Origin of the sequence: Marivibrio halodurans, assembly GCF_017963645.1 — a bacterium.
Taxonomy (GTDB): domain Bacteria; phylum Pseudomonadota; class Alphaproteobacteria; order UBA8366; family Aestuariispiraceae; genus Marivibrio; species Marivibrio halodurans.
In genome coordinates this window covers 115,310-135,680 of record NZ_JAGMWN010000008.1, presented here as the reverse complement: position 1 = coordinate 135,680, position 20,371 = coordinate 115,310, and the positions used below count along the sequence as shown (strand labels likewise).

Genomic DNA, 20,371 nt, shown 5'->3' with positions numbered 1-20,371 from the left:
AATGCCGGATACGTTTATGCAGACTCGTCGAGTCATCTGCTGATTATTGCTTGCAGCCGGGGCGGGCCATACGTTTTTGCCGGTCCCTGCCGTCCTTGCCGGATACCGACGACGTGGGGCCTCCCGCCGTCAGTTCATCCCCCCGTTGGCGCGCAACGTCTGGCCGTTGACCCATCCCCCGTCCGGCCCCGCCAGGAAGGAAACGACACCGGCGATATCCTCCGGCTCTCCGAGGCGTTGCAAGGGATTGGCATTGGCGAGGCCCGCGATCTGCTCCTCCGTCTTCCCGTCGAGGAAAAGTTCGGTCGCGGTGGGACCTGGCGCGACGGCGTTGACGGTGATCCCGCGCCCGCGCAGTTCGTTCGCGAGAACGGCTCCCATCACCTCCACCGCCGATTTCGTCGCCGCGTAGAGGGCATAGCTCGGCAACCGCATGCCGATCACGCTGGTGGAGAGATTGATGACGCGGCCGCCCGGCGCCATCCGCCGGCTGGCCTCCCGCAGGGTATTGAAGGTTCCCTTGAGATTGACGGCGATCAGGCGGTCGAACGCCTCGTCCTCCATCTCCGCGATGGGGGAGAGTGTCAGGATCCCCGCCGAATTGACCAGCACCTCGGGCGTGCCGAACGATTCAGTCACGGTATCGATCATCGACCGCACGGCGTCCGGGTCGGCCACATCCGCCTGGAAAGCGCGGGCGCGCCCGCCCGCCGCCTCGATCGCGGCGACGACACCGGCCGCGGCCTCCGTGTTTCCGGCATAGTTGACGGCGACGGCGAACCCGTCCGCCGCGAGGCGCTTGGCGATGGCCGCCCCGATTCCCCGCGATCCGCCGGTGACCAGCGCGCATTTCATCTCCGTGGCAGGCATGTCCTGTTCCTTTCATCGGCTGTTCGGGACTTTTCACTGCTTACGAGCCTGAATTTGTGCGCGCGGTTATTTCGGACAATAATGGGAGAATCGCGAACTCAATCCGAAAAGATCGAACAATGGATCGTTTCGACGAGATGCGCGTCTTCGCCCGGGTGGTCGAGACGCGGGGTTTCCGGAAGGCCGCCCATATCCTCGGCATGCCGGCATCGACGGTGACCGACGCGGTGAAGCGCGCGGAACAGCGCCTCGGCGCGCGGCTGCTCGACCGCACGACGCGGCGCGTCAGCCCCACGCCGGAGGGCGCGGATTGGTATCGCCGCTGCCTCGCCATCCTGAACGCGGTGGAGGACGCGGAGGCGGTCTTCCGTGGCGGCGAGCCGGAAGGGCTGCTACGAATCGACGCGCACGGCAAACTTGCCCGGCATTTCCTGATTCCGGGCCTCCCGGATTTCCTGGCCCGTCATCCACGCCTTGACCTTTTTCTCTCCGAGGGTGACCGGCTTGTCGATCCGATCCGCGAGGGGGCGGATTGCGTTATCCGTGTCGGCACCCTGGGCGACGGTGACCTGATGGTCCGGCGCCTGGGCGATCTGGCGGAAGTCACCGTGGCCTCGCCCGCCTATCTCGACCGCCACGGACACCCAAGATCGATCGATGATCTGGAGGGGCACCGCGCCGTCGCCTTCCATTCCTCCGCCACGGGCATGACGATCCCGCTTGAATTCAATCTCGGCGACAGGGTGGTGGAGCGCACGGTTCCCGCCGCGATCACCGTGACCGCGGGCGAGACGATGGTGGCAGCCGCCCGGCAGGGAATGGGGCTGATCCAGGTCCCGCGCTATCACCTGGCGGAGGATCTGGCGACGGGCCGCCTTGTCGAGGTGCTACCGCGGCATCCGCCGACGCCATCCCCCGTCTCCGCCCTCTATCCACGCGACCGGCAACTTTCGCCACGTCTGCGCGTCTTCCTGGACTGGCTGAAACGGATCGACTTCGGTTAGGGACGCGCCGCCTATTGCCGTACCGCGTCGCGGATCGCCTCCGCGACCGGCAGGGTAATATCATAGGCGGCATCCCCGAAGCCGCGATGTGCCGGGTCCCCCGCCATCGCATTGTTCTGTCGCATCGTGCCGATGACCGCGCCGTCCGGCGCCATCAGGACCCATTCGATCGCGATGGGTGCCGGCGTCGCGGGGTCCTGGTCCGGCGGGCTATCGGCGATCATGCCCTGGATCATCAGGCCGGCCTCCGTCTCCCGTTCCGTCAGCGGCACCTCCAGATCCGCCAGCAGGGCGCTCAAGGCGCGTGTCAATTCGCGTGCCGGCGCGTCGGCCGGGCCGGCGACCGGCATGACAAAGACCTTCTCCCGGGGGGCGACGACGTCGGCGGGCGCGCCGTCACCCGGGTTCCGCCGTCCTTCCCCCGGCGCGCGCAGAGCCTCGGAGACCGCGGAGGCGCTTGCCATCGCCAGGGTCGCGATCAGCGGGTTCGCCCCCGCCTCGAAATCCGCGCGGGTTGCCTCGGCGCGTATCGTGGGCTCGGCCACCACCCGCCCCATCCGGTCGCTCAAATGCCAGAACAGGTGGACGACGCCGTCGCGCCAATCGGCCTCGCCCTCCAGCAAGTAGCCCTCGGTCAGCGCCGCGCCGGTGGTGGCCGGCAAGCCGGCCCAGCGCAGACGCTCCGCCGTGCGCTCGGCCAGCGGACCGGTCAGACTTCCCGGGCCCGCCGAGGGCGGGGCGACCGTGATCCCGGCCATATCGGGCAGTTCCAGGAGCGGATTCGCGACCTTGGACGGGCCGCTCTGCTTGAAAGGCTTGGGCACGGGCCCGCAGCCCCCCAGGACGAGGGCGAGTCCGAGGGCAAGCGCCAGGACCGCGAGCCGCCGGGTGACCGACCGCCGACAGGCCGGGGATATTCCCGCCAACAGGACACTACAGGACAAAGCACCCCACCATCATGAGCAATAGCGACAGCGCCATCATCTGAATCAGCCACGGCATCGGCCGGCACGCCCCCAGCTAGCGGACGACGAGATCGAGCGGGCGCTTCGACAGCACCTCCGCCCCGCTCTCGCCGACGATCGAACTGCGCCCCAGCGTCATCGCCAGCCCGTCGTCCGAATTGGCGATGATGATATGGATGAAGAAGGTCATCCCGGGCTTCAGTTCCACCGGATTGCCCTCGTAGAACATCGGCCAATCCATCCAGTTGGGCGCGAAGCAGGTTCCCATGGCATAGCCGCAGGCATTCATCCGATGGTCCTTCAGCCCATGGGCGTCGAGCACGCGGGCATGCGCCATGAAGACATCCGACATGCTGTTCCCGGGCTTGAGCGCCGCCTCGCATTCCAGGATCGCCTCCCGCGCCGCCGCATGCAGCGCGCGATGGGCGTCCGACACGGCGCCGATCAGGAAGGTATTCATCATCGCCGCGTGATAGTGCCGATAGACGCCCGCCCATTCGAGGGTGAGTTGATCCCGCGCGTCGAGCCGCCGCCGCCCCGACTTATACCGGCACAGCAGCGCATCCGGACCGGAGCCGATGATGAACTCGTTCCCGGCATAATCGCCCCCGCCCTCGAACACCGCGCCCTGCATGGCGGCGAGGATCGCCCCCTCGTCCGCGCCGGGCCCCGCGAGATCGAGCGCGCGGTCATAGGCCTCGTCGGCCAATTCGGCCGCGCGGCGCACATAGTCGAGTTCCGCCGCGCTCTTCACCAGCCGCAGCCGGGAAACGAGCGTCGAGGCGTCCTCCAGGTCGCAGAACCCGTCCAGCGCATGGTCGAGCCGCCGGCCGTTGGCGGCCGTCAGGCCGTAGGATTCCCACTCCACCCCCAGCTTCTTGCCGGAAAGGCGGCGCTGATGCAGCAGATCGCGCAATTCGCGCGCGGGATTGACTCCCTCGCGGTCGACCCAGACGTGGATTTCCTCGATGACCGAGGTATGCCGGGCCTGGCGCAGGTCCGGCGCGCGGGTCAACAGGAACATATCCCCGTCGGCGCCGAGATAGAGGCACTGGAAATAGACGAAACCGAAGGTGTCATAGCCGGTCAGGTAGAACATCGACTCCTGCCGGAAGATCAGCAACCCGTCGAGCCCGTCCGCCGCCATCGCCCGGCAGGCGCGCTCGCGCCGCCCCTTCAATTCCGCCTCGCTGAAATGAATGGCCATCGGCCTCGCGCCTCCGCCTCTTGGATGGAAGCGAACGGTACGGGCGCCATGTGACGGCTGCAAGCCTTCCGGCGGATCAGCCGCGCAGCATCACCGCCGACAATTGCCGGCCATAATCCGGCTCTCCCAGCTTCGTCGCGCGGCGATAGCTGAAATAGCGATGAGGGTCGGGGCAGGTATCCTCCGCCCGCTCCGCATCGACGACGGCCAATCCCTGCTCCTCCAGATGCGCGCGGACGAAACCCGGCAAATCGAACAGGAACTTGCCCACGGCCGGCGCCTCCCGGAAGAAACGCAGGCTTTCGGGATGATCGGCCTCGAAGCGATCCCGGAACTCCGGACCCACCTCGTAACTCGCCTGGTTGATGGTCGGGCCTATGGCGGCGCGGATGCGCGCGCGCCGGGCACCCAGGCGCTCCATCGCCGCGACCGTCGCGGCGCCGATACCGGCCACCGCGCCCTTCCAACCGCTATGGGCCGCGCCGATCACCCCGGCTTCCGGGTCGGCCAGCAGGATCGGCGTGCAATCCGCCGTCAGGATGCCGAGCGCGATCCCCGGCCGGTCGGTGACGAGCCCGTCCGCCTTCGGATTCTCCGTGCGCGGCCAAGGGGTTTCCACCGGCACGACATCCGTGCCGTGCACCTGATGAACGGTGACGAGCGATGCCTCCCTATCCGTCAGGACCCGCATCGCCAGCCGCCGGTTCTCCGTCACCGCGTCGCGGGCGTCCGCGCTGCCATAGCCGACATTGAGGCCGGTATAGAGCCCGGTCGAGACCCCGCCGCGCCGGGTGAAGAAGGCATGCGCGATCCCCGGCAGCTTGAGCGCCGACGCCTCCAGCCAGGCAAGGGTCTCTCGCGGGGTCGCGTCCGTCGTCATTTCGCTCATGCGGCTCCCTCCTCCGGCTCCAGCCCCGGCAGGGCGGGAAGGCCGGGCGCGGCCACGCCCAGCACCTTGAAGAGGGTGCCCATTCCCTCCGCCCCGATCAACCGGTCGCGCGCCGCCGCCACCGCCGCCGGATCGCCGGACCGGGCCAATATCGCCGCCCGCTGTTCGATCCCCAGGGCGCGCAGGAACTCACCTTGCGTGGCGAGCGGCGCGGCACGGCATCCGGCCTCCCCGAAGGCGCGGGCCAATTGCTCGAAATCGACATGGGCGGTCAGGTCGGCCTGTCCCACATGCGCCAACAGGCCGCAATAATCGTGATCGCGCACGGCCTGGAGCGTATCGCCCGCCGCACTCCGCCCATGGCCGTAATCAAGGAAAAGCGCGGCCCCGCCCCGATCCGCGATGCGCTCCCCCAGATCGCGGGCGACGGCCCAGGCGGCGGGCGCGACCTCCGCCACCGCGCCGACGGGCGCCCCCTCCCGGACGGCCGGGGGCAGCAGCGCCTCCGCCAGCCCCGGCCCGGGGGCGAGGGCGAAAACGAGCCCGCCCCCCTCCGGGTCGCACGCGACCAGGCGCTCTCTCCACCCTTCCCTCGTTCGTTGGAATTGGCGGATCGGCAAGGCATCGAAGAACTCGTTCCCGACGGCGATCAGCGGCGCCCCATCGTCCGGCACATCGGCGAGGCCGGTGCCCCAGGTGACGGAAACACCGCGATCGGCAAGTGTACGGCGCTGAACACCGGTCAATACCGGGCTGGTCTCGATCAAGGTGACGCGCAGCGCCTCGCGGAAGCCGGGCATCATGGCCGCCGCGCGCAGGGCATCGGCCATCAGGGTACCCCGACCCGGCCCGAACTCCACCAGATGAACATGCGTCGGCCGTCCCATCAGCCGCCAGACCTCCGCCGCCCAGAGGCCAAGCAATTCGCCGTGCATCTGGCTGATTTCCGGCGCCGTCGTGAAATCTCCGCCACGGCCCAGCGGGTCGCGGGTCATATAATAGCCATGCGTCGGATGACCGAGGGCGAGGCCCATGAAATCCGCGACCGTCATCGGCCCGTCGAGCGCGACATGCCGGGCGATCAGGCGGAGCAGCGCGTCGGACGAATCCCCCTTCCCACCGCCGGCTTCCCCATCGCCGTCCCTGTCAGCCATGGCCGGCGGCACGGGCATCCGACGCGCCGGACGGGGCAAGGAGCACGGGGCGGTTCAAGGCACGCCATACCAGATAGAGCCCACCCAGCAGCATCGGCAGCGACAGGATCTGGCCATAGGTGATCCAGGCGGGCAGGTCGCCGATCGGCACTTCCGGCGCGCGGAACAGCTCCCCAACCGAACGCGCGACCGCATAGCCGACCAGGAACAGCCCGGATATCAGCCCCGGCCGGCGCAATCCGCCCAGCAGATAAAGCCCCACCAGCACCAGAAGGAAAACCCCGACCCCCTCCAGCCCCGCCTCGTAGAGCTGGCTTGGATGGCGCGGCTCCGGCCCCGCGCGCGGGAAGATCACCGCCCAGGAAACATCGGCGGGCCGGCCCCAATGCTCCCCATTGATGAAATTCGCGATCCGGCCCAGGAAGATGCCGATCGGCGCGCCGGCGCACACGATGTCGGTCAGCGCGAACAACGGCAGCCGGTTGATCCGGACGAAGATCAGCATCGCGACCAGCACGCCCAGCAAGCCGCCATGGAAGGCCATGCCGCCCTTCCAGACCTTCAGGATCTCCATCGGATTGGCGAAATAGAAGCCCGGATCGTAGAACAACACCTGCCCCAGGCGCCCGCCGATAATGACGGCGATGATCGCCCAGGTCAGAAAACGATCGATATGCACGGGCTCGATCGACAGAGGACTTTGCCGGGCGAGCCGCATGCCCCAGCGCCACGCGATCAACAACCCCGCGATATAGGCGAGCGCATACCACCGGATCACCAGCGGGCCGAGTTCCAGGGCGACCGGATCCAGATCGTGAATGTAGTGCGTGTCCATCGGACCTCGGATATCAGCGATCGCGCGGCGTCAGCGATAAGGATCGTCGGTCATCAGATAGCCGCGCACATAGGCCGCGACACCATCCTCCAGGACGGTCGCCGGGCGGTCGAAGCCGGCCTCGCGCAGCCGCTCCATCTCGGCCTGAGTATAGTACTGGTAATGTTGCCGTATGCTTTCGGGCGTATCGATATAGTGGATGTCCGGTTCCCGCTCCATCGCGGCGAAGGTAGCGAGCGCGAGGTCCTTGAAGCTGCGCGCGATGCCGCTGCCGGCATTGAAGATACCGTCGATCGTGCTGTTCTCATAGAGGAACAGCATCGCATCCACGCAATCGCCGACCCAGACGAAATCGCGCATCTGCCCGCCGTCCTCATAGTCGGGATGATGCGACTTGAAGAGACGCACGCGGCCCGCGTCGCGGATCTGTTCGAAGAGTTGATGGGCGACGGAACGCTGGCCGCCCTTGTGATACTCGTTCGGACCGTAGACGTTGAAGAATTTCAGCCCCGCCCATTGCGGCGGCGTCGCCCCCTCCCGCGCCAGCCGAAGGGCATTGGTATCGAAGAGTTGCTTCGACCAGCCATAGGGGTTGAGCGGGCGCAACGCCCCCAGCGCCACCGGATCGTTATCGTCGTCGAAGCCGAGTTGCCCGTCGCCGTAGGTCGCGGCCGAGGAGGCATAGATCAGCCGCACGTCGTTTTCCGCGCACCAGTACCAGAGCTTCATCGACAGCGTGAAATTGTTGCGCAGGATGAAATCGACATCCGACTCCACGGTGGAACTGCTGGCGCCCATATGGAAGATGGTGGAGACGGCCTGGCCTTCCTCCGCCAACCAATCCATCAGTTGCTCCGGCGGGACGACGGCGACGATCGGATGCTTGGCGAGGTTGCGCCACTTGGCCGCGCCTTCCTCGCCCGCGCCGAAATGATCGCAGATCGCGATGGGCCCCAGGCCGCGTTCCGCCAACGCGGCCACGAGATTGGACCCGATGAAGCCGGCGCCACCCGTTACAAGAAGCATGTCGTCCGTCCCCGCGCCACCATTATTGCCGGTTGTATCGCGTTCTTACGCGTCCCGCGCCCGGGCTTCAAGGCCGGCGGCCGGAGCGGTCCACCCACGGCCGCACGGGCATGGCGCGCTTCCATGCATGGTCAACCACGACGTTGCATCGCCCGCGTGCGCCTCTATATCGTGCGTCAGGAACCATGACCACGCAATGATGCGGAAAGGTGACGGCCAGCCATGCAGACCAAGGGTAGGATCTTCGACGACATCGCGCGTGTCGCCAACGGTGCCGCGGGCACGTTCTCCGGCGTTCGGCACGAGATCGAGGGCATCGTCCGGCAACGCCTGGAACGCGTGCTGTCCGACATGGACCTCGTCACGCGCGATGAGTTCGAGGCGGTGAAGGATGTCGCCGCCAAGGCGCGGCTGGAGCAAGAGCGGTTGGAAGCCCGGGTCCGAACGCTGGAACAGGACCTGCACGCGGCCCGCAAGGCGGCCCCCGCCAAGCGCGCCGGCGCGCGCAAGGCGAAGACATCGGCCAAGACCACCGCCAAGAAAGCGGAAGCGAAGAAGGCCGCTCCCCCCGACGCCGCCAGTCAGGGCGGTTGATCCTAACCCCTCGCCCGCGGGCGTAAGCGCCACCCCCGCCCCATCATGGCGCGTTCCGCGCCACCTTAGCCCCCTTGTGCCAAGAGGCCATCCCAGCATGCCGACGAGAACCCTGCCCTACAGCGTCACCACCGCGGGCGGCGACCGGTTCGAGATCGATTTCGACCTGCATCCGGAGACGGTCTCGCCGATGCGGGTGGAGCAGTTGATCACCACGATCCTGCGCGCGGTCGAACGCGATATCGGCATCACAGGCGAGACCAGCAACGGTGACGTGCTGCAGGCGATCGCCATGGCGACGGCGATCCGCGCGCGCATGATCCATGCGCCGACCGAGACGACGGAGCGCATCGCCCGCGACCTGGTGAACGTGGCCCTACGTGCCACCGGGCAGGCGACGCATGGCGCGCCGCCCGCCGGTTCGGCATAGGAACGATCAGACGTAGCCGTCCTCGACCAGTGCCTCGGCGATCTGCACGGTATTGAGGGCCGCGCCCTTGCGCAGATTGTCGGCGACCACCCACATGGACAGGCCGTTCTCGACCGTCGCGTCCTCGCGGATGCGGCTGATATAGACTGGGTCCTCGCCGGCGCATTCCTCGGGCGTGACGTAGCCTTCGTCCTGGCGCTTGTCGAAAACGACGATGCCGGGCGCGTTGGACAGCGCCTCGCGCGCCTGATCGACGGTCACCTCGCGCTCGAACTCCAGATTCACGGCCTCGCCGTGCCCGATGAAGACCGGAACGCGCACGCAGGTCGCCTGCACCTTGATCTTGGGGTCGAGGATCTTCTTGGTCTCGACCACCATCTTCCACTCCTCCTTGGTGGAGCCGTCATCCATGAAGACATCGATATGCGGGATGACGTTGAAGGCGATCTGCTTGGTGAATTTCGACTTGGTGATCGGGTCGTTCACATAGACGGCGCGGGTCTGGTTGAACAGTTCGTCCATCCCTTCGCGGCCGGAGCCCGACACCGACTGATAGGTCGCCACCACGCAGCGCGTGATCGTGCCCAGATCATGCAACGGCTTCATCGCGGTGACCATCTGAATGGTCGAGCAATTGGGGTTCGCGATGATGCCCTTCTTGCGGCAATCCTTGAGGGCCGCGCGGTTCACCTCCGGCACGACCAGCGGGCAATCCGGGTCCATGCGCCAGTGCGAAGTGTTGTCGACGACGATCGCGCCGGCGGCGGCGGCCTTCGGGGAATATTCGGCCGAAACCTTGGCGCCCGGCGAGGACAGCACGATATCCGTGCCCGTGAAGTCGAAATCGGCGAGGTTCCGGGCCTTCAGAACCTTGTCCTCGCCGAAGCTGACCTCGCTCCCGACGGAGCGCGAGGAGGCGAGAGCCACCACCTCGTCCGCCGGAAAGCCGCGCTCGTCCATGATCTTCAGAATCTCTCGGCCGACATTGCCGGTCGCGCCGACCACGGCGATCTTGTACCCCATTATACTCCATCCTTCCTTGCTTCCAGCGCGGCCTTCGGGCCGCCCCAAACGACAACGGGCCGGGAAGGTCCCGGCCCGATCCAATTCCATCTCACTTCCCTGAAGCGGCAGACGTCGGTGGCGCGGGCCGTCCCCTAGCGGGGCCCCGTCTTGGTCGTCGCGGTCGTTTTCGTGGCCACGTGGGCCGCGTGACTGCGAATCATCGCCTTATCCGTCCACATTTGGGGAAACCCCTTTCCCCTAATTCACGAGGAAGATAGGGACGGGTGACGCGATAATCAAGCGTTCCCCGCCCCAGCGTTCCCCGCCCCGACCTTTCGCTCCAATCAGGCCGCGCGGCGATCGAGCGCGGCGCACACCGCGTCGCCCATCTGCCGGGTCGAGAGCACTTCCCCGCCCGTGCCCATGATATCCGCGGTGCGCTTGCCCTCGCTCAACACATCCTGAACGGCCTGCTCCACCAGATCGGCATCCTCCTGCAAGTCGAAGCTATAGCGCAGCGCCATCGCGAAGCTAAGCAGCATGGCCAGCGGGTTCGCCTTGCCCTCGCCCGCGATATCGGGGGCGGAGCCGTGCACCGGCTCGTAAAGCGCCTTGCGCCGACCCGTGCCGTCCACCGCGCCGAGCGAGGCCGACGGCAGCATGCCAAGCGAACCCGTCAGCATCGCCGCGCAGTCCGACAGCAGGTCGCCGAACAGATTGTCGGTGACGATCACGTCGAACTGGTTCGGGTTGCGCACGAGCTGCATGGCGCAGTTGTCGGCATACATATGGCCGAGCTCGATATCGGCATAACCGCCCGCCCCGTGCAGCGCCGTCACGGTCTGGCGCCAGAAGACGCCGGTCTTCATGACATTGGCCTTCTCGACCGAGGTGACCTTCTTGCCCCGCTTGCGGGCCAGATCGAAGGCGACTTCCGCCACGCGCTCGATCTCCGCCTTGGTGTAGGACTGGGTGTCGATGCAACGCTCCTGACCCTGCCATTCCTGCATGCCGCGCGGCTCGCCGAAATAGACGCCGGCGGTCAGTTCGCGCACGATCAGGATGTCGAGGCCCCGGATGACCTCCGGCTTCAGGGTGGAGGCTTCCAACAGCGCGTCGAAGGTGACCGCCGGGCGCAGATTGGCGAAGAGATCCATCTCCTTGCGCAGACGAAGCAGCCCGGCCTCCGGCCGCACGTCCCAGCCCAGGTTATCATATTGCGGCCCGCCGACCGCGCCGAACAGCACGGCGTCCGTGTTCATCGCGCGGTCCATCACCTCGTCCGTGATGGCCACGCCGTGGGCGTCATAGGCGGCACCGCCGACCAGCCCCTGCTCGATATCGAAGGAGATCGCGCGGCGCTTGTCCATCCAGTCGATCACCTTGGTGACCTCGGCCGAGACCTCGGGCCCGATCCCGTCCCCCGGCAACATCAAAAGCGTCTTGTTGGCGGCCATCGCGCATTATCCTCCCATTGAGAGCAGCATTAAACGTCCGCTGGCCTTTTAGCCCCTGCGGCCGGGGACGGAAAGAGGGCGTGCCGGGCGCCTCACGTCGTCTCCACGACGGGCACGCTGGGGCGTGGGTCGCTGGACAGGATGGCGAAGGTCTCGTGATCCTGCCATTTCCCGGCGATGCACAGATATTTTCGCGCGACGCCCTCGGCGCGGAATCCCGACTTCAGGAGGAGTTGGCGACTCGCCTCATTGTCGATCAGGCAGGCAGCCTCGATCCGGTGCAGGGACAGATGCCGGAAGGCGAAGTCGAGGCAGAGCTGCACCCCCTCGAACATATAGCCCCGGCGGATATAGGGCTCGCCCGTCCAATAGCCGACATTGGCGCTCTGCACCACGCCGCGGCGCACATTGGCGAGCGTGATGCCGCCGACGAGATGCCCGCCGTCATTGGTGAAGAGGAAGAAGCCGAACCCGGTTCCCGCATGCCATTCCGAATGGAACCGCTCAAGCCGCCGGCGATAGCCGCCGGGGGTGAGCGCATCGCGCGGCCAGACCGGCTCCCACGGCTCCAGGAAGCCCTTGCTTTCCTGCCGCACGGCGATCCAGGCGCGCCGGTCGCGGCGCTGGGGGCAGCGAATCGAGACGCTGGGGCCGACGAGGCGGAGCCTTGGCTGGCGCCGCGCGAGCAGACCGAACACCCGTCCCCTCGCCATCGCGCCGCCGTCCCGCCGCCCGTCAGGCCGCGCGCGCGGGCAGGCGGCCGGCGATCCGGTCGAAGGATTCCAACCGGCCGAGCGGCCCCGTCGCCGCCAGCGTCGGCGCGGTCCCGAATATCCGGCCGGCCGCGCGGGCCACGGCTTCGGCGTCGACGGCTTCCAGCTTCGCGACCTGTTCCTCGATCGGAATAGGCTGACCATGGATCAGGATCTGCTGACCGAGTTGGTCGCAGCGCGCGCCGGTCGATTCCCGCGCCATCAGCATCGCGGCCTTCACCTGGGCGCGGGCGCGGGCGATCTCCTCCGCCGGCATGGGGCGCGCGGCGACACCCGCGATCTCGTCGCACAGCACGGGCACGAGTTCGCCCACATCCTCCGGTCCGGTGCCGGCATAGACGCCGAATATCCCGTCATCCGCGAAGGAGGCGTTGAAGGAGAAGATGGAATAGACGAGGCCCCGCTCCTCCCGGATCTGCTGGAACAGACGCGAGGACATGCCGCCCCCCAAGGCGGTGTTCAGCACGGCCGCCGGATAGAAATCCCGGTCCGTGTAGCTCGACCCCTGGAAGCCGAGGATCAGGTGCACCTGCTCGCTTTCCCGCGTCTCGCGGATCTCGCCGCCGGTATAGCGCGCGGCCTCGATCGAGACGTCGGCCCGCGGCCTCAACGCGCCGAAGGCCGCCTCCGCCAGTGCCACGATCCGGTCGTGATCGACATTGCCGGCCGCCGCCAGCACCATCCGGTCGCCGGCATAGCGCCGCCCCATGAAATCGCGGATCGCCTCGCGCGGCATGGCGCGCACGGTCTCCACCGTGCCCAGGGTCGGACGCCCCATCGCCTGGTCGCGATAGGCGTGCTCCTGGAAGTGGTCGAAGATGATGTCGTCGGGCGTATCGTGGGCCTGACCGATCTCCTGCAGGATGACGGAGCGCTCCCGATCCAACTCCACCGGGTCGAAGGTCGGATTCATCAGGATGTCGGAGACGATATCGAGAGCGAGCGGCACGTCCTCCGCCAGCACCTTGACGTAATAGGCGGTGTTCTCGCGCGCGGTATAGGCGTTGAGGATGCCGCCGACGGCCTCGATCTCCTCCGCGATCATGCGCGCGCTGCGCCGCTCCGTCCCCTTGAAGGCCATATGCTCCAGGAAATGCGCGACACCGTTGATCTCCGCCGGCTCCGCCCGCGTGCCGGCGCCGACCCATATGCCAAGGCTGGCGGTCGCGACATGATCCATCCGGTCGGTCGCGACGGTGAGTCCGTTGGAAAGACGCGTGACCCGAACGCTCATGCCGGCGCCCCCGCGCGGTTGTTGGCCCGGATCATGGCCTGGAGGTCGCCCAGATTGTTGCGCATCTCGCTATAGCGCTCCTCGCGCTCGAACAGGTCGGCCAGACGCTCCGGCAATTGCGGGCGCCGGCCGCAGGCGGCCTCGACCGCGTCCGGGAACTTCGCCGGATGCGCGGTCGCGACGCTGACCAACGGGATCGCGGGGTCGCGACGCTTGGTCCAGCCGGCCAACACGCCGATGGCGCTGTGGGGGTCCAGCAGTTCGCCCGTCGCCTCCAGCACGCCGGCGATGGCGGCGCCGGCCTCGGCATCGGTGAAGCGTCCACCGGCGAAAAGCTGCGTCGCACGGTGCCAGCGCGCCTCGTCCAACGGTAGCCGCCCGCTCGCCCGGAAGGTCTGCATCGCGTGCGCCGTCGCCTCCCCGTCCCGGTCCAGCAGATCGAACAGCAGGCGCTCGAAATTGCTGGAAACCTGGATATCCATCGAGGGCGAGGTCGTCGCATGCACGTCACGCACGGACATGTCGTTGCCGTCGAGGAAGCGGGTCAGAATGTCGTTCTCGTTCGATCCGACGATGAGCTGCGCCACGGGCAAGCCCATCTCCCGCGCGCCATAGGCGGCGAAGACATTGCCGAAATTGCCGGTCGGCACGGCGAAGGCCACCTCCCGATCCGGGGCGCCCAACGCGATCGCGGCATGCGCGTAATAGACGATCTGGGCCATGATGCGCGCCCAGTTGATAGAATTGACGGCGGAGAGGTTCATTTCGTCCCGGAAGGCGGGATCGTTGAAGAGCCCCTTCACCAGATCCTGGCAATCGTCGAAGCTGCCCTCGATCGCGATATTATGGACGTTCGCGGATTCGACGGTCGTCATCTGCCGGCGCTGCACCTCCGAGGTCCGCCCCTTCGGATGCAGGATGAAGATATCGATCGCCTCCCGGTCGCGGCAGGCCTCGATCGCGGCCGACCCGGTATCGCCGGAGGTCGCGCCGACGATGGTCACCCGCTCCCCACGCTCGCGCAGGACATGGTCGAACAGCCGACCCAAAACCTGCAGCGCGAAATCCTTGAAGGCGAGCGTCGGCCCGTGGAACAGCTCCATCAACCAGCTATTGGCGTCGAGCTGCTTCAGGGGCGCGACCGCGTCGTGATCGAATTCCGCATAGGCGTCGGCGCACAGATCGGCGAGTTCCCCCTCGCTCAACACCTCGGAGACGAAAGGGTGCATGATCCGGGTCGCCAGATCGACATAGGACAGGCCCCGCAACGCGGCCCAATCCTCCGCCTTCCAGCGCGGCCAGGATGCCGGGACGTAAAGCCCCCCATCGCGCGCGAGGCCGGTCAGAAGCACCTCACCGAAGCCAAGTTCGGGCGCCGCTCCCCTTGTACTGATATAACGCATCGCCACCGTGTCAGCCCTTCGCCTCGATCATGTGCAAATCGCGCTGCGGGAAGGGGATGGTGCAGCCGACATCCTCCACCGCCTTCTTGGCACCCTTCTGCATATCCCATTTCACGGCCCAGAAGTCCGCCGTCGAGATCCAGCAGCGCATATTGATATTGACCGAACTGTCCGCCAGCGCGGTCACCATGGTCATCGGCGCCGGGTCGGGCTTGATACGCGGATCGGATTGCATCAGGGACATGAGAGCCGCCTGCGCCTTCGCGATATCGTCGTCATAGGAAATGCCGACCTCGAAATCGAGGCGCCGGGTCGCGTTACGCGAATAGTTGGTGATCGCCTGATTCCAGAGCGACGAATTCGGCGCGGAGATATAGACCCCGTCCGCCGTCGTCATCGTGGTGGTGAAGAGGCCGATCTCCTCCACCGTGCCGCCCAGACTGCCCGCCTGGATATATTCCCCCACCTTGAAGGGGCGCAGCCCCAGCAGCATGATCCCGGCGGCGATGTTTTGCAGCGTCCCCTGCAGGGCCAAACCGATGGCGAGGCCGGCGGCACCGACGACCGCGATGATGCTGGCGGTCTGCACACCGAAGCGGTTGAGGACCGCGATCACGGTGATCGCGATCACCGTGTACTTGACCAGATTGGCCAGCAACGGCTTGACCGTCGCATCAAGGCGCTTCTGCCGGTCGACCAGCCGGCGCATGCCGCCCGACAGGCGGTTGGCCACCCAATAGCCGACAATCAGGATCAGGATCGCGCTGACGATATTCTCCCCATAGTCGAGAACCATGGGCATCAGTTGCTCGTAGAGTTCCTGAACCTGCTTGGCGGTGACGTCCATCGTCTAGTCTCTCCCAAGGTAACGCGCGCGCAGATGCGCCCGGAAGGCCGCCGGGTCGAGCGACCGGCCCGTCGCCTCCGTGACCAGCTCCCGCGTCGAGAGGCTGGAGGCCCGAGAGTGCACATGCCGGCGCAACCAATCAAGCAGCGGGCCGAAATCACCGCGCGTCAGATCATCCGGAATGCCGGGCCGCTCGGCCCGCGCCGCCGCCATAAGTTGGGCCGCGGTCATGGCGCCCAACGTATAGGTCGGGAAATAGCCGAAGGCGCCGTCGAACCAATGGATATCCTGCATGCAGCCCTTCGCCGGACATGGCGGGCGGATGCCGAGCAGCGCTTCCATGCCCTCGTCCCACGCCCCCGGCAGGTCCGCCACGGACAGATCGCCGGCGAGCAGCGCCTTCTCCAGCCGGTACCGCAGGATGACATGGGCGGGATAGGTCACCTCGTCCGCCTCGACCCGGATGAAATCCGGGGTCACCCGACCATAGAGGGCACGCAGATTGTCCGGCGCGAAGGCGGGATCGTCGCCGAGCCATTCGCTCAGACGCGGCGCCAACCAGCCGATGAATTCCGGCGAGCGGCAGGCCTGCATCTCCACGATCAGGGACTGGCTCTCATGCACGGCCATGCCGCGCGCCCGCCCGACCGGCTGCCGCGCCCAGTCAGACGGCAGGTTCGCCTCGTAGAGCGCGTGCCCGCATTCGTGCAGCGCCGCCATCACCGCCATCGCGGGGTCGTCTTCCTTGATGGTGATGGTGATGCGGCTGTCGCCGGGATAGCCGGTGGAGAAGGGATGCGCGCTTTCATCCATGCGCCCTTGATCGAAGGGAAAGCCCACCGTTTCCAGAAGGGTGCGCACCAAGCGGCGTTGCGCATCGGCGGGAAACGGCCCCTCCGGCACCCTCGGCGCGGGGTGGCGCGCCTGTTCCTCCAGGACCTCGCCCAGGAAATCGGGCAGGAACGCCGCGTAATCCTCCAGGATCGGATCGACCTCGGCCCGGCGGGCATCCGGCTCGAACTGATCCATCAGGGCATCATAGGGATCGAGCCCCAGGGCATCGGCCTTCGCCGCCGCCGCCCGCCGGGTGAGGCGCAGCACCTCCTCCAGATGCGGCGCCACGGCGGCGTAGTCGTTACGCGGCCTGGCATCGCGCCAAACGGATTCGCAGGCCGAGCAGGCCCGGCTCAACGCCGCCACCAGATCGCCCGGAACCGCGGCCGCGTGCAGATGGTCCCGCCGCATCTCCCGCAGATTCGCGGCCTGCCATGGGTCCAGCGGTTCGCCCCCGGCCGCCTGAAGCAATTCGGCGAGGGCGGGGTCGGTCGATTGCTCGTGCAGGATGACGCGCAGCTCGGCCAGTTGATCGCCGCGCGGCCCCGCCGCGCTGGCCGGCATGATCACGGCGGCGTCCCAATGCAGCACCGTCTCGCATTCCGCCAAGACCGCCATGCGCCGGAAACGGTCCGCCAAGTCGGTGTAGGCGGGGCAGGAAGCGGGGGAAGCCTGGGGCAAGGCGCTCATGACGCCTCCGTCCCGTTTCCGTCACCGTCCTCCTCGGCGCGCTTCGGACGGTGATAGAGCACATAGATCACGGCCAGCGCCCCGGCCAGGAAGAACCACGTCAGCGCATATTGCAGATGGTCGTTGCGGATATCGAGCCGCCATTGCTTACCCACGGGATAGAGACCGGGCGTCTCCTCCCGCCCGTCGACGAGATAATAATTCGGTAAGTCGGCGCCGATCCGCGTGCTCATCTGGCCGATATTCGCATCATACCACATGTTATTATCGGGCTCGTTCTCCGGCAGAAAAACGCGTTGCAACCCCGTCACTTCCCGGGGAAAGCGCAGGATGCCCTCGACTGTCACCTCACCTTCCAACTGTCCTTCGGGCCGGGTCTCCGGATCCTTGCGGTCGAAGGGCACCCAACCGCGATTGACCAGGATCGTCGGCTCCCCCGCCACGTCGGTTCGGGTCATCGGAGTCAGGACATGCAGCCCCGGATTGCCATTCAGCGACCGGTTGAGGAGATGCATCTCCTCGTCATGATGGAAACGCCCCGTCACCCGGACACGACGATATTCCCATGCCTCCCGGTCGAGCGACCCGGTCGGCAATTGCACGACCTCCGCGACGGAGCGCGACTGGAGCTTGTCGATCAAATCCTCTTTCCAACCGAGCCGCTGAAGCTGCCAAACCCCCAGCGCGATCAGCACGACCAGGGCCGGCAGGGTGAACAGGGTTGGGATCAGTTTCGGGCGGAACGCCATGAATGCTCACTCTTCCTCGAAGCTGTTACGACCGGTGTCGCCGGCACGGGTGACGAATTGCAGCGCGATCAGCACCCCTTTCGCCTTGGGGATCGCGATCACGGTCAGAAGAGCCATTAACGGAAGCGTCAGGGCAAAGACCCCCCAGACCGGCCATTCGAGGCCGAAGAGCAGGATCATCGCCACGCCGACGCCGAGCCCGCCGATCAGCAAGATCAGGAAGGGCACGGCGCCGTCGCCCGCATCCTCGCGCCCGAGCTCCAGATCGCAAACGGCGCAGCGGTCCGCCACCTTCAGGAAACTGCGGTAGAGCCGGCCCTGCCCGCAGCGCGGGCACCGCCCTTTCCAGCCGGTGCGCCAGGGGCTTGGATATATCTCTCTGTCGGTATCGTTGTCTGTGTCGGGCATCGATTTCCATTCCATTGGCCGGCGGCTAACCACCGGTTGGTCGGTAGTCGCTTACCCCACCGCGCTCACATGCCCGGCGGGAAGGCGCCACGAACGAGAACGGGCGCCGGCATGATCCGCCCGGCGCCCGCCCCCTCACTCACGGTGCCAATCCCGAGCGGGTGGCACTGCAGCGCGCTACGTAGTGATCCACCCGGGCTTAGCGCCGGGGTCGAGCATCCCGGTCAGGCGCCCCACCAGTAGATCGCCACGAACAGGAACAGCCACACCACGTCGACGAAGTGCCAGTACCAAGCCGCCGCCTCGAAGCCGAAATGCTGGCTCGGGCTGAAATGACCCTTGTAGGAACGCACCAGGCAAACCGCCAGGAAGATGGTTCCGACGATCACGTGGAAGCCGTGGAAGCCCGTGGCCATGAAGAAGGTCGAGGCATAGATGCCATCGGTGAAGCCGAAGGTCGCGTGGCTGTATTCATAAGCCTGCAGGCAGGTGAAGGTGAAGCCCAGCAGGACCGTCAGCCACAACCCTTGGATCAGGCCCTTCCGGTCGCCCTCCCGCAACGCATGGTGCGCCCAGGTGACCGTGCAGCCGGAGAGCAGCAGGATCAACGTGTTCATGAAGGGCAGATGGAAGGGATCGAAGGTCTCGACCCCCGTCGGCGGCCACTGCCCGCCGGTTACTTCCGCCCGCGTCATTTGCTCCGCGGCGTCGGGGAACAGGCTGGCATCGAAATAGGCCCAGAAGAACGCCGCGAAGAACATCACCTCCGACGCGATGAACAGCGCCATCCCATAGCGCAGGCCGAGCTGCACCACCGGTTTATGGTCGCCCGCGCTGGCCTCGCGCACGACGTCGCGCCACCAGTAAAACATGGTCGCCAGGACCAGGATGATGCCCGGGACGAACTTCAGGACGCCGATATCGATCCCGATCAGGTCCGGGTGCATATAGAGCACCGCGCCCATCGCGAGCACGAAGCCCGAGAGCGCGCCGAGCGCCGGCCACGGGCTCGGGTCCACCAGATGGTAATCGTGATTGGGCGCGTGGTGTTCGCTAGCCATTCCTCATTCCCCTTGGTCTCGGGGTCCTTCCCCCAGATTTCCCTCGCGGCGATCCGCCGGCGCGCCGGGCCGGGCGTCCTGCCGCCCGGGCCCGGAATTCAGTTACTCCAGCCCACTCGCGCTGTCCAGCGAGGAGACCTGATCGCCGCCGCTCCCTTCATCCTCCTTCGGGAAGAAGGTATAGGAGAGCGTGACCGTGTTCGTGTCGTCCAGATTGGGGTCCTCGGCGATCGCCGGATCGATATAGAAGCTGACCGGCATGTCGACCGCTTCCCCCGGCTTCAGCCGCTGCTCCGTGAAGCAGAAACAGTCGATCTTGACGAAATACTGCCCCGCCTTGAGCGGCGTGACATTGAAGGTGGCGGTCCCCAGCGTCTCCCGGTCGGCCAGATTGGCCGCCTTGTAGAAGGCGAGATTCGTCTCCCCCACCTGGACCGTCATCGGCTTCTGCGCCGCCCGGAATTCCCAGGGCAGCCCCGCATTGGTGCTGGCGTCGAAACGCACCGTAACCTGCCGGTCGATCACCGCGACCCCATCGCCCGAGGCCGTCTGCGTCGTGCCGCCATAGCCGGTGACGCGGCAGAATAGGTCGTAGAGCGGCACGCTGGCGAAGCTGAGTCCCACCATGGCCAGGACGGCGCATGACGCGCCGAGCGCGACCCGACGGTTCTTCGACCGCCGCGCGTCGCGCCGCCCTCCCGCGTCATCCGGTCGCGCGTGTTCGCCCTCGCCCATCGACTAGCCTCCCATCCGAACGATCGAGACGATATAGACGATCACAACGAACGCCACGACCAAGCCGGCCACCACCAGGTTCTTACCGCGCTGACGGCGGTGAACCTGCTTCGGATCGCGGCGGATGTCGCCGTCGAGGGCTTGGCGGTCCTCGTCCTTCACGATGGTGTTCATGGCTCCTTCGGGCCTTTCCTGACGGTC

Annotated in this window: 22 protein-coding genes; 3 read left to right on the top strand and 19 right to left on the bottom strand. The window is 66.7% G+C overall.

Annotated features, from left to right (window positions below; genetic code table 11):
- Window positions 1–129 precede the first annotated feature (129 nt).
- On the bottom strand, window positions 130–870 hold the full coding sequence (locus KAJ83_RS16015; RefSeq protein ID WP_210683110.1) for an SDR family oxidoreductase: 741 nt from the start codon (window positions 868–870) through the stop codon (window positions 130–132).
- A 119-nt stretch (window positions 871–989) separates the two neighbouring features.
- On the opposite strand from KAJ83_RS16015, the gene KAJ83_RS16010 reads away from it, so the two are divergent.
- The gene (locus KAJ83_RS16010; RefSeq protein WP_210683109.1) at window positions 990–1,874 is read left to right on the top strand and encodes a LysR family transcriptional regulator; all 885 of its coding nucleotides are present in this window, start codon (window positions 990–992) and stop codon (window positions 1,872–1,874) included.
- An 11-nt stretch (window positions 1,875–1,885) separates the two neighbouring features.
- Here the strand turns inward: KAJ83_RS16010 and KAJ83_RS16005 are convergent, their stop codons facing one another.
- The 6 genes from KAJ83_RS16005 to rfaD form a co-directional block, all read right to left on the bottom strand.
- On the bottom strand, window positions 1,886–2,800 hold the full coding sequence (locus KAJ83_RS16005; protein WP_210683108.1) for a hypothetical protein: 915 nt from the start codon (window positions 2,798–2,800) through the stop codon (window positions 1,886–1,888).
- A 94-nt stretch (window positions 2,801–2,894) separates the two neighbouring features.
- On the bottom strand, window positions 2,895–4,046 hold the full coding sequence (locus KAJ83_RS16000; protein ID WP_210683107.1) for a M24 family metallopeptidase: 1,152 nt from the start codon (window positions 4,044–4,046) through the stop codon (window positions 2,895–2,897).
- Window positions 4,047–4,122: 76 nt separating this feature from the next.
- Window positions 4,123–4,935, bottom strand: coding sequence for a peptidoglycan editing factor PgeF (gene pgeF / locus KAJ83_RS15995; RefSeq protein ID WP_343222030.1), 813 nt, complete (start codon window positions 4,933–4,935; stop codon window positions 4,123–4,125).
- A complete protein-coding gene (locus KAJ83_RS15990; RefSeq protein WP_210683106.1) occupies window positions 4,932–6,089 on the bottom strand; it encodes a class I SAM-dependent methyltransferase in 1,158 nt (385 codons plus the stop codon). Before KAJ83_RS15990 ends, pgeF begins: the two co-directional genes overlap by 4 nt.
- The gene (gene lgt / locus KAJ83_RS15985) at window positions 6,082–6,924 is read right to left on the bottom strand and encodes a prolipoprotein diacylglyceryl transferase (protein ID WP_210683105.1); all 843 of its coding nucleotides are present in this window, start codon (window positions 6,922–6,924) and stop codon (window positions 6,082–6,084) included. Before lgt ends, KAJ83_RS15990 begins: the two co-directional genes overlap by 8 nt.
- Before the next feature lie 30 nt (window positions 6,925–6,954).
- Entirely contained in the window at window positions 6,955–7,950 is a 996-nt protein-coding gene (gene rfaD / locus KAJ83_RS15980; protein ID WP_210683104.1) for an ADP-glyceromanno-heptose 6-epimerase, read from the bottom strand.
- 222 nt (window positions 7,951–8,172) lie between these two features.
- Between rfaD and KAJ83_RS15975 the strand changes: the two genes are divergently transcribed.
- Both KAJ83_RS15975 and KAJ83_RS15970 read left to right on the top strand, forming a co-directional pair.
- On the top strand, window positions 8,173–8,544 hold the full coding sequence (locus KAJ83_RS15975) for an accessory factor UbiK family protein (RefSeq protein ID WP_210683103.1): 372 nt from the start codon (window positions 8,173–8,175) through the stop codon (window positions 8,542–8,544).
- Window positions 8,545–8,641: 97 nt separating this feature from the next.
- A complete protein-coding gene (locus KAJ83_RS15970; protein ID WP_210683102.1) occupies window positions 8,642–8,974 on the top strand; it encodes a hypothetical protein in 333 nt (110 codons plus the stop codon).
- A 6-nt stretch (window positions 8,975–8,980) separates the two neighbouring features.
- Here the strand turns inward: KAJ83_RS15970 and KAJ83_RS15965 are convergent, their stop codons facing one another.
- The 12 genes from KAJ83_RS15965 to KAJ83_RS15910 all read right to left on the bottom strand — a co-directional run bounded on the left by KAJ83_RS15965 (window position 8,981) and on the right by KAJ83_RS15910 (window position 20,344).
- Entirely contained in the window at window positions 8,981–9,997 is a 1,017-nt protein-coding gene (locus KAJ83_RS15965) for an aspartate-semialdehyde dehydrogenase (RefSeq protein WP_210683101.1), read from the bottom strand.
- Window positions 9,998–10,323: 326 nt separating this feature from the next.
- Window positions 10,324–11,436 carry a 3-isopropylmalate dehydrogenase gene (leuB, locus tag KAJ83_RS15960; RefSeq protein ID WP_210683100.1) on the bottom strand — a complete coding sequence of 371 codons (1,113 nt, stop codon included), beginning with the start codon at window positions 11,434–11,436 and terminating at the stop codon, window positions 10,324–10,326.
- Between the two features lie 92 nt (window positions 11,437–11,528).
- Window positions 11,529–12,149, bottom strand: a complete 621-nt coding sequence (locus KAJ83_RS15955; RefSeq protein WP_210683099.1) for a GNAT family N-acetyltransferase — start codon at window positions 12,147–12,149, stop codon at window positions 11,529–11,531.
- Between the two features lie 22 nt (window positions 12,150–12,171).
- On the bottom strand, window positions 12,172–13,443 hold the full coding sequence (locus tag KAJ83_RS15950) for a M16 family metallopeptidase (RefSeq protein WP_210683098.1): 1,272 nt from the start codon (window positions 13,441–13,443) through the stop codon (window positions 12,172–12,174).
- Window positions 13,440–14,846 (bottom strand): threonine synthase, encoded by a 1,407-nt coding sequence (thrC, locus tag KAJ83_RS15945; RefSeq protein WP_210683120.1) that lies wholly within the window; start codon window positions 14,844–14,846, stop codon window positions 13,440–13,442. Before thrC ends, KAJ83_RS15950 begins: the two co-directional genes overlap by 4 nt.
- 10 nt (window positions 14,847–14,856) lie before the next feature.
- Window positions 14,857–15,693: a mechanosensitive ion channel family protein gene (locus tag KAJ83_RS15940; RefSeq protein ID WP_210683097.1), complete on the bottom strand. Its 837-nt coding sequence runs from the start codon at window positions 15,691–15,693 to the stop codon at window positions 14,857–14,859.
- Window positions 15,694–15,696: 3 nt separating this feature from the next.
- Window positions 15,697–17,217, bottom strand: a complete 1,521-nt coding sequence (locus KAJ83_RS15935; protein WP_210683096.1) for a carboxypeptidase M32 — start codon at window positions 17,215–17,217, stop codon at window positions 15,697–15,699.
- Window positions 17,214–17,966, bottom strand: coding sequence for an SURF1 family protein (locus tag KAJ83_RS15930; protein WP_210683095.1), 753 nt, complete (start codon window positions 17,964–17,966; stop codon window positions 17,214–17,216). Before KAJ83_RS15930 ends, KAJ83_RS15935 begins: the two co-directional genes overlap by 4 nt.
- Window positions 17,967–17,972: 6 nt before the next feature.
- Complete coding sequence (locus tag KAJ83_RS15925; RefSeq protein WP_210683094.1) at window positions 17,973–18,374, bottom strand: DUF983 domain-containing protein; 402 nt, start codon at window positions 18,372–18,374, stop codon at window positions 17,973–17,975.
- A 224-nt stretch (window positions 18,375–18,598) separates the two neighbouring features.
- Window positions 18,599–19,435, bottom strand: a complete 837-nt coding sequence (locus tag KAJ83_RS15920; protein ID WP_210683093.1) for a cytochrome c oxidase subunit 3 — start codon at window positions 19,433–19,435, stop codon at window positions 18,599–18,601.
- 102 nt (window positions 19,436–19,537) lie between these two features.
- On the bottom strand, window positions 19,538–20,170 hold the full coding sequence (locus tag KAJ83_RS15915; RefSeq protein ID WP_210683092.1) for a cytochrome c oxidase assembly protein: 633 nt from the start codon (window positions 20,168–20,170) through the stop codon (window positions 19,538–19,540).
- A gap of 3 nt (window positions 20,171–20,173) precedes the next feature.
- Window positions 20,174–20,344: a hypothetical protein gene (locus KAJ83_RS15910; RefSeq protein WP_210683091.1), complete on the bottom strand. Its 171-nt coding sequence runs from the start codon at window positions 20,342–20,344 to the stop codon at window positions 20,174–20,176.
- Between the last annotated feature and the right edge of the window lie 27 nt (window positions 20,345–20,371).

Bases quoted from the DNA above. Each gene is read 5' to 3' on its own strand.
- lgt (WP_210683105.1), bottom strand. From the start codon at position 6,924: ATGGACACGCACTACATTCACGATCTGGATCCGGTCGCCCTGGAACTC.
- KAJ83_RS15950 (WP_210683098.1), bottom strand. From the start codon at position 13,443: ATGAGCGTTCGGGTCACGCGTCTTTCCAACGGACTCACCGTCGCGACC.
- rfaD (WP_210683104.1), bottom strand. From the start codon at position 7,950: ATGCTTCTTGTAACGGGTGGCGCCGGCTTCATCGGGTCCAATCTCGTG.
- KAJ83_RS15965 (WP_210683101.1), bottom strand. From the start codon at position 9,997: ATGGGGTACAAGATCGCCGTGGTCGGCGCGACCGGCAATGTCGGCCGA.
- KAJ83_RS15975 (WP_210683103.1), top strand. From the start codon at position 8,173: ATGCAGACCAAGGGTAGGATCTTCGACGACATCGCGCGTGTCGCCAAC.
- KAJ83_RS16010 (WP_210683109.1), top strand. From the start codon at position 990: ATGGATCGTTTCGACGAGATGCGCGTCTTCGCCCGGGTGGTCGAGACG.
- pgeF (WP_343222030.1), bottom strand. From the start codon at position 4,935: ATGAGCGAAATGACGACGGACGCGACCCCGCGAGAGACCCTTGCCTGG.
- KAJ83_RS15940 (WP_210683097.1), bottom strand. From the start codon at position 15,693: ATGGACGTCACCGCCAAGCAGGTTCAGGAACTCTACGAGCAACTGATG.
- KAJ83_RS15935 (WP_210683096.1), bottom strand. From the start codon at position 17,217: ATGAGCGCCTTGCCCCAGGCTTCCCCCGCTTCCTGCCCCGCCTACACC.
- KAJ83_RS15930 (WP_210683095.1), bottom strand. From the start codon at position 17,966: ATGGCGTTCCGCCCGAAACTGATCCCAACCCTGTTCACCCTGCCGGCC.
- KAJ83_RS16000 (WP_210683107.1), bottom strand. From the start codon at position 4,046: ATGGCCATTCATTTCAGCGAGGCGGAATTGAAGGGGCGGCGCGAGCGC.
- KAJ83_RS16015 (WP_210683110.1), bottom strand. From the start codon at position 870: ATGCCTGCCACGGAGATGAAATGCGCGCTGGTCACCGGCGGATCGCGG.
- thrC (WP_210683120.1), bottom strand. From the start codon at position 14,846: ATGCGTTATATCAGTACAAGGGGAGCGGCGCCCGAACTTGGCTTCGGT.
- KAJ83_RS15925 (WP_210683094.1), bottom strand. From the start codon at position 18,374: ATGCCCGACACAGACAACGATACCGACAGAGAGATATATCCAAGCCCC.
- KAJ83_RS15910 (WP_210683091.1), bottom strand. From the start codon at position 20,344: ATGAACACCATCGTGAAGGACGAGGACCGCCAAGCCCTCGACGGCGAC.
- KAJ83_RS15990 (WP_210683106.1), bottom strand. From the start codon at position 6,089: ATGGCTGACAGGGACGGCGATGGGGAAGCCGGCGGTGGGAAGGGGGAT.
- leuB (WP_210683100.1), bottom strand. From the start codon at position 11,436: ATGGCCGCCAACAAGACGCTTTTGATGTTGCCGGGGGACGGGATCGGG.
- KAJ83_RS15970 (WP_210683102.1), top strand. From the start codon at position 8,642: ATGCCGACGAGAACCCTGCCCTACAGCGTCACCACCGCGGGCGGCGAC.
- KAJ83_RS15920 (WP_210683093.1), bottom strand. From the start codon at position 19,435: ATGGCTAGCGAACACCACGCGCCCAATCACGATTACCATCTGGTGGAC.
- KAJ83_RS15915 (WP_210683092.1), bottom strand. From the start codon at position 20,170: ATGGGCGAGGGCGAACACGCGCGACCGGATGACGCGGGAGGGCGGCGC.
- KAJ83_RS15955 (WP_210683099.1), bottom strand. From the start codon at position 12,149: ATGGCGAGGGGACGGGTGTTCGGTCTGCTCGCGCGGCGCCAGCCAAGG.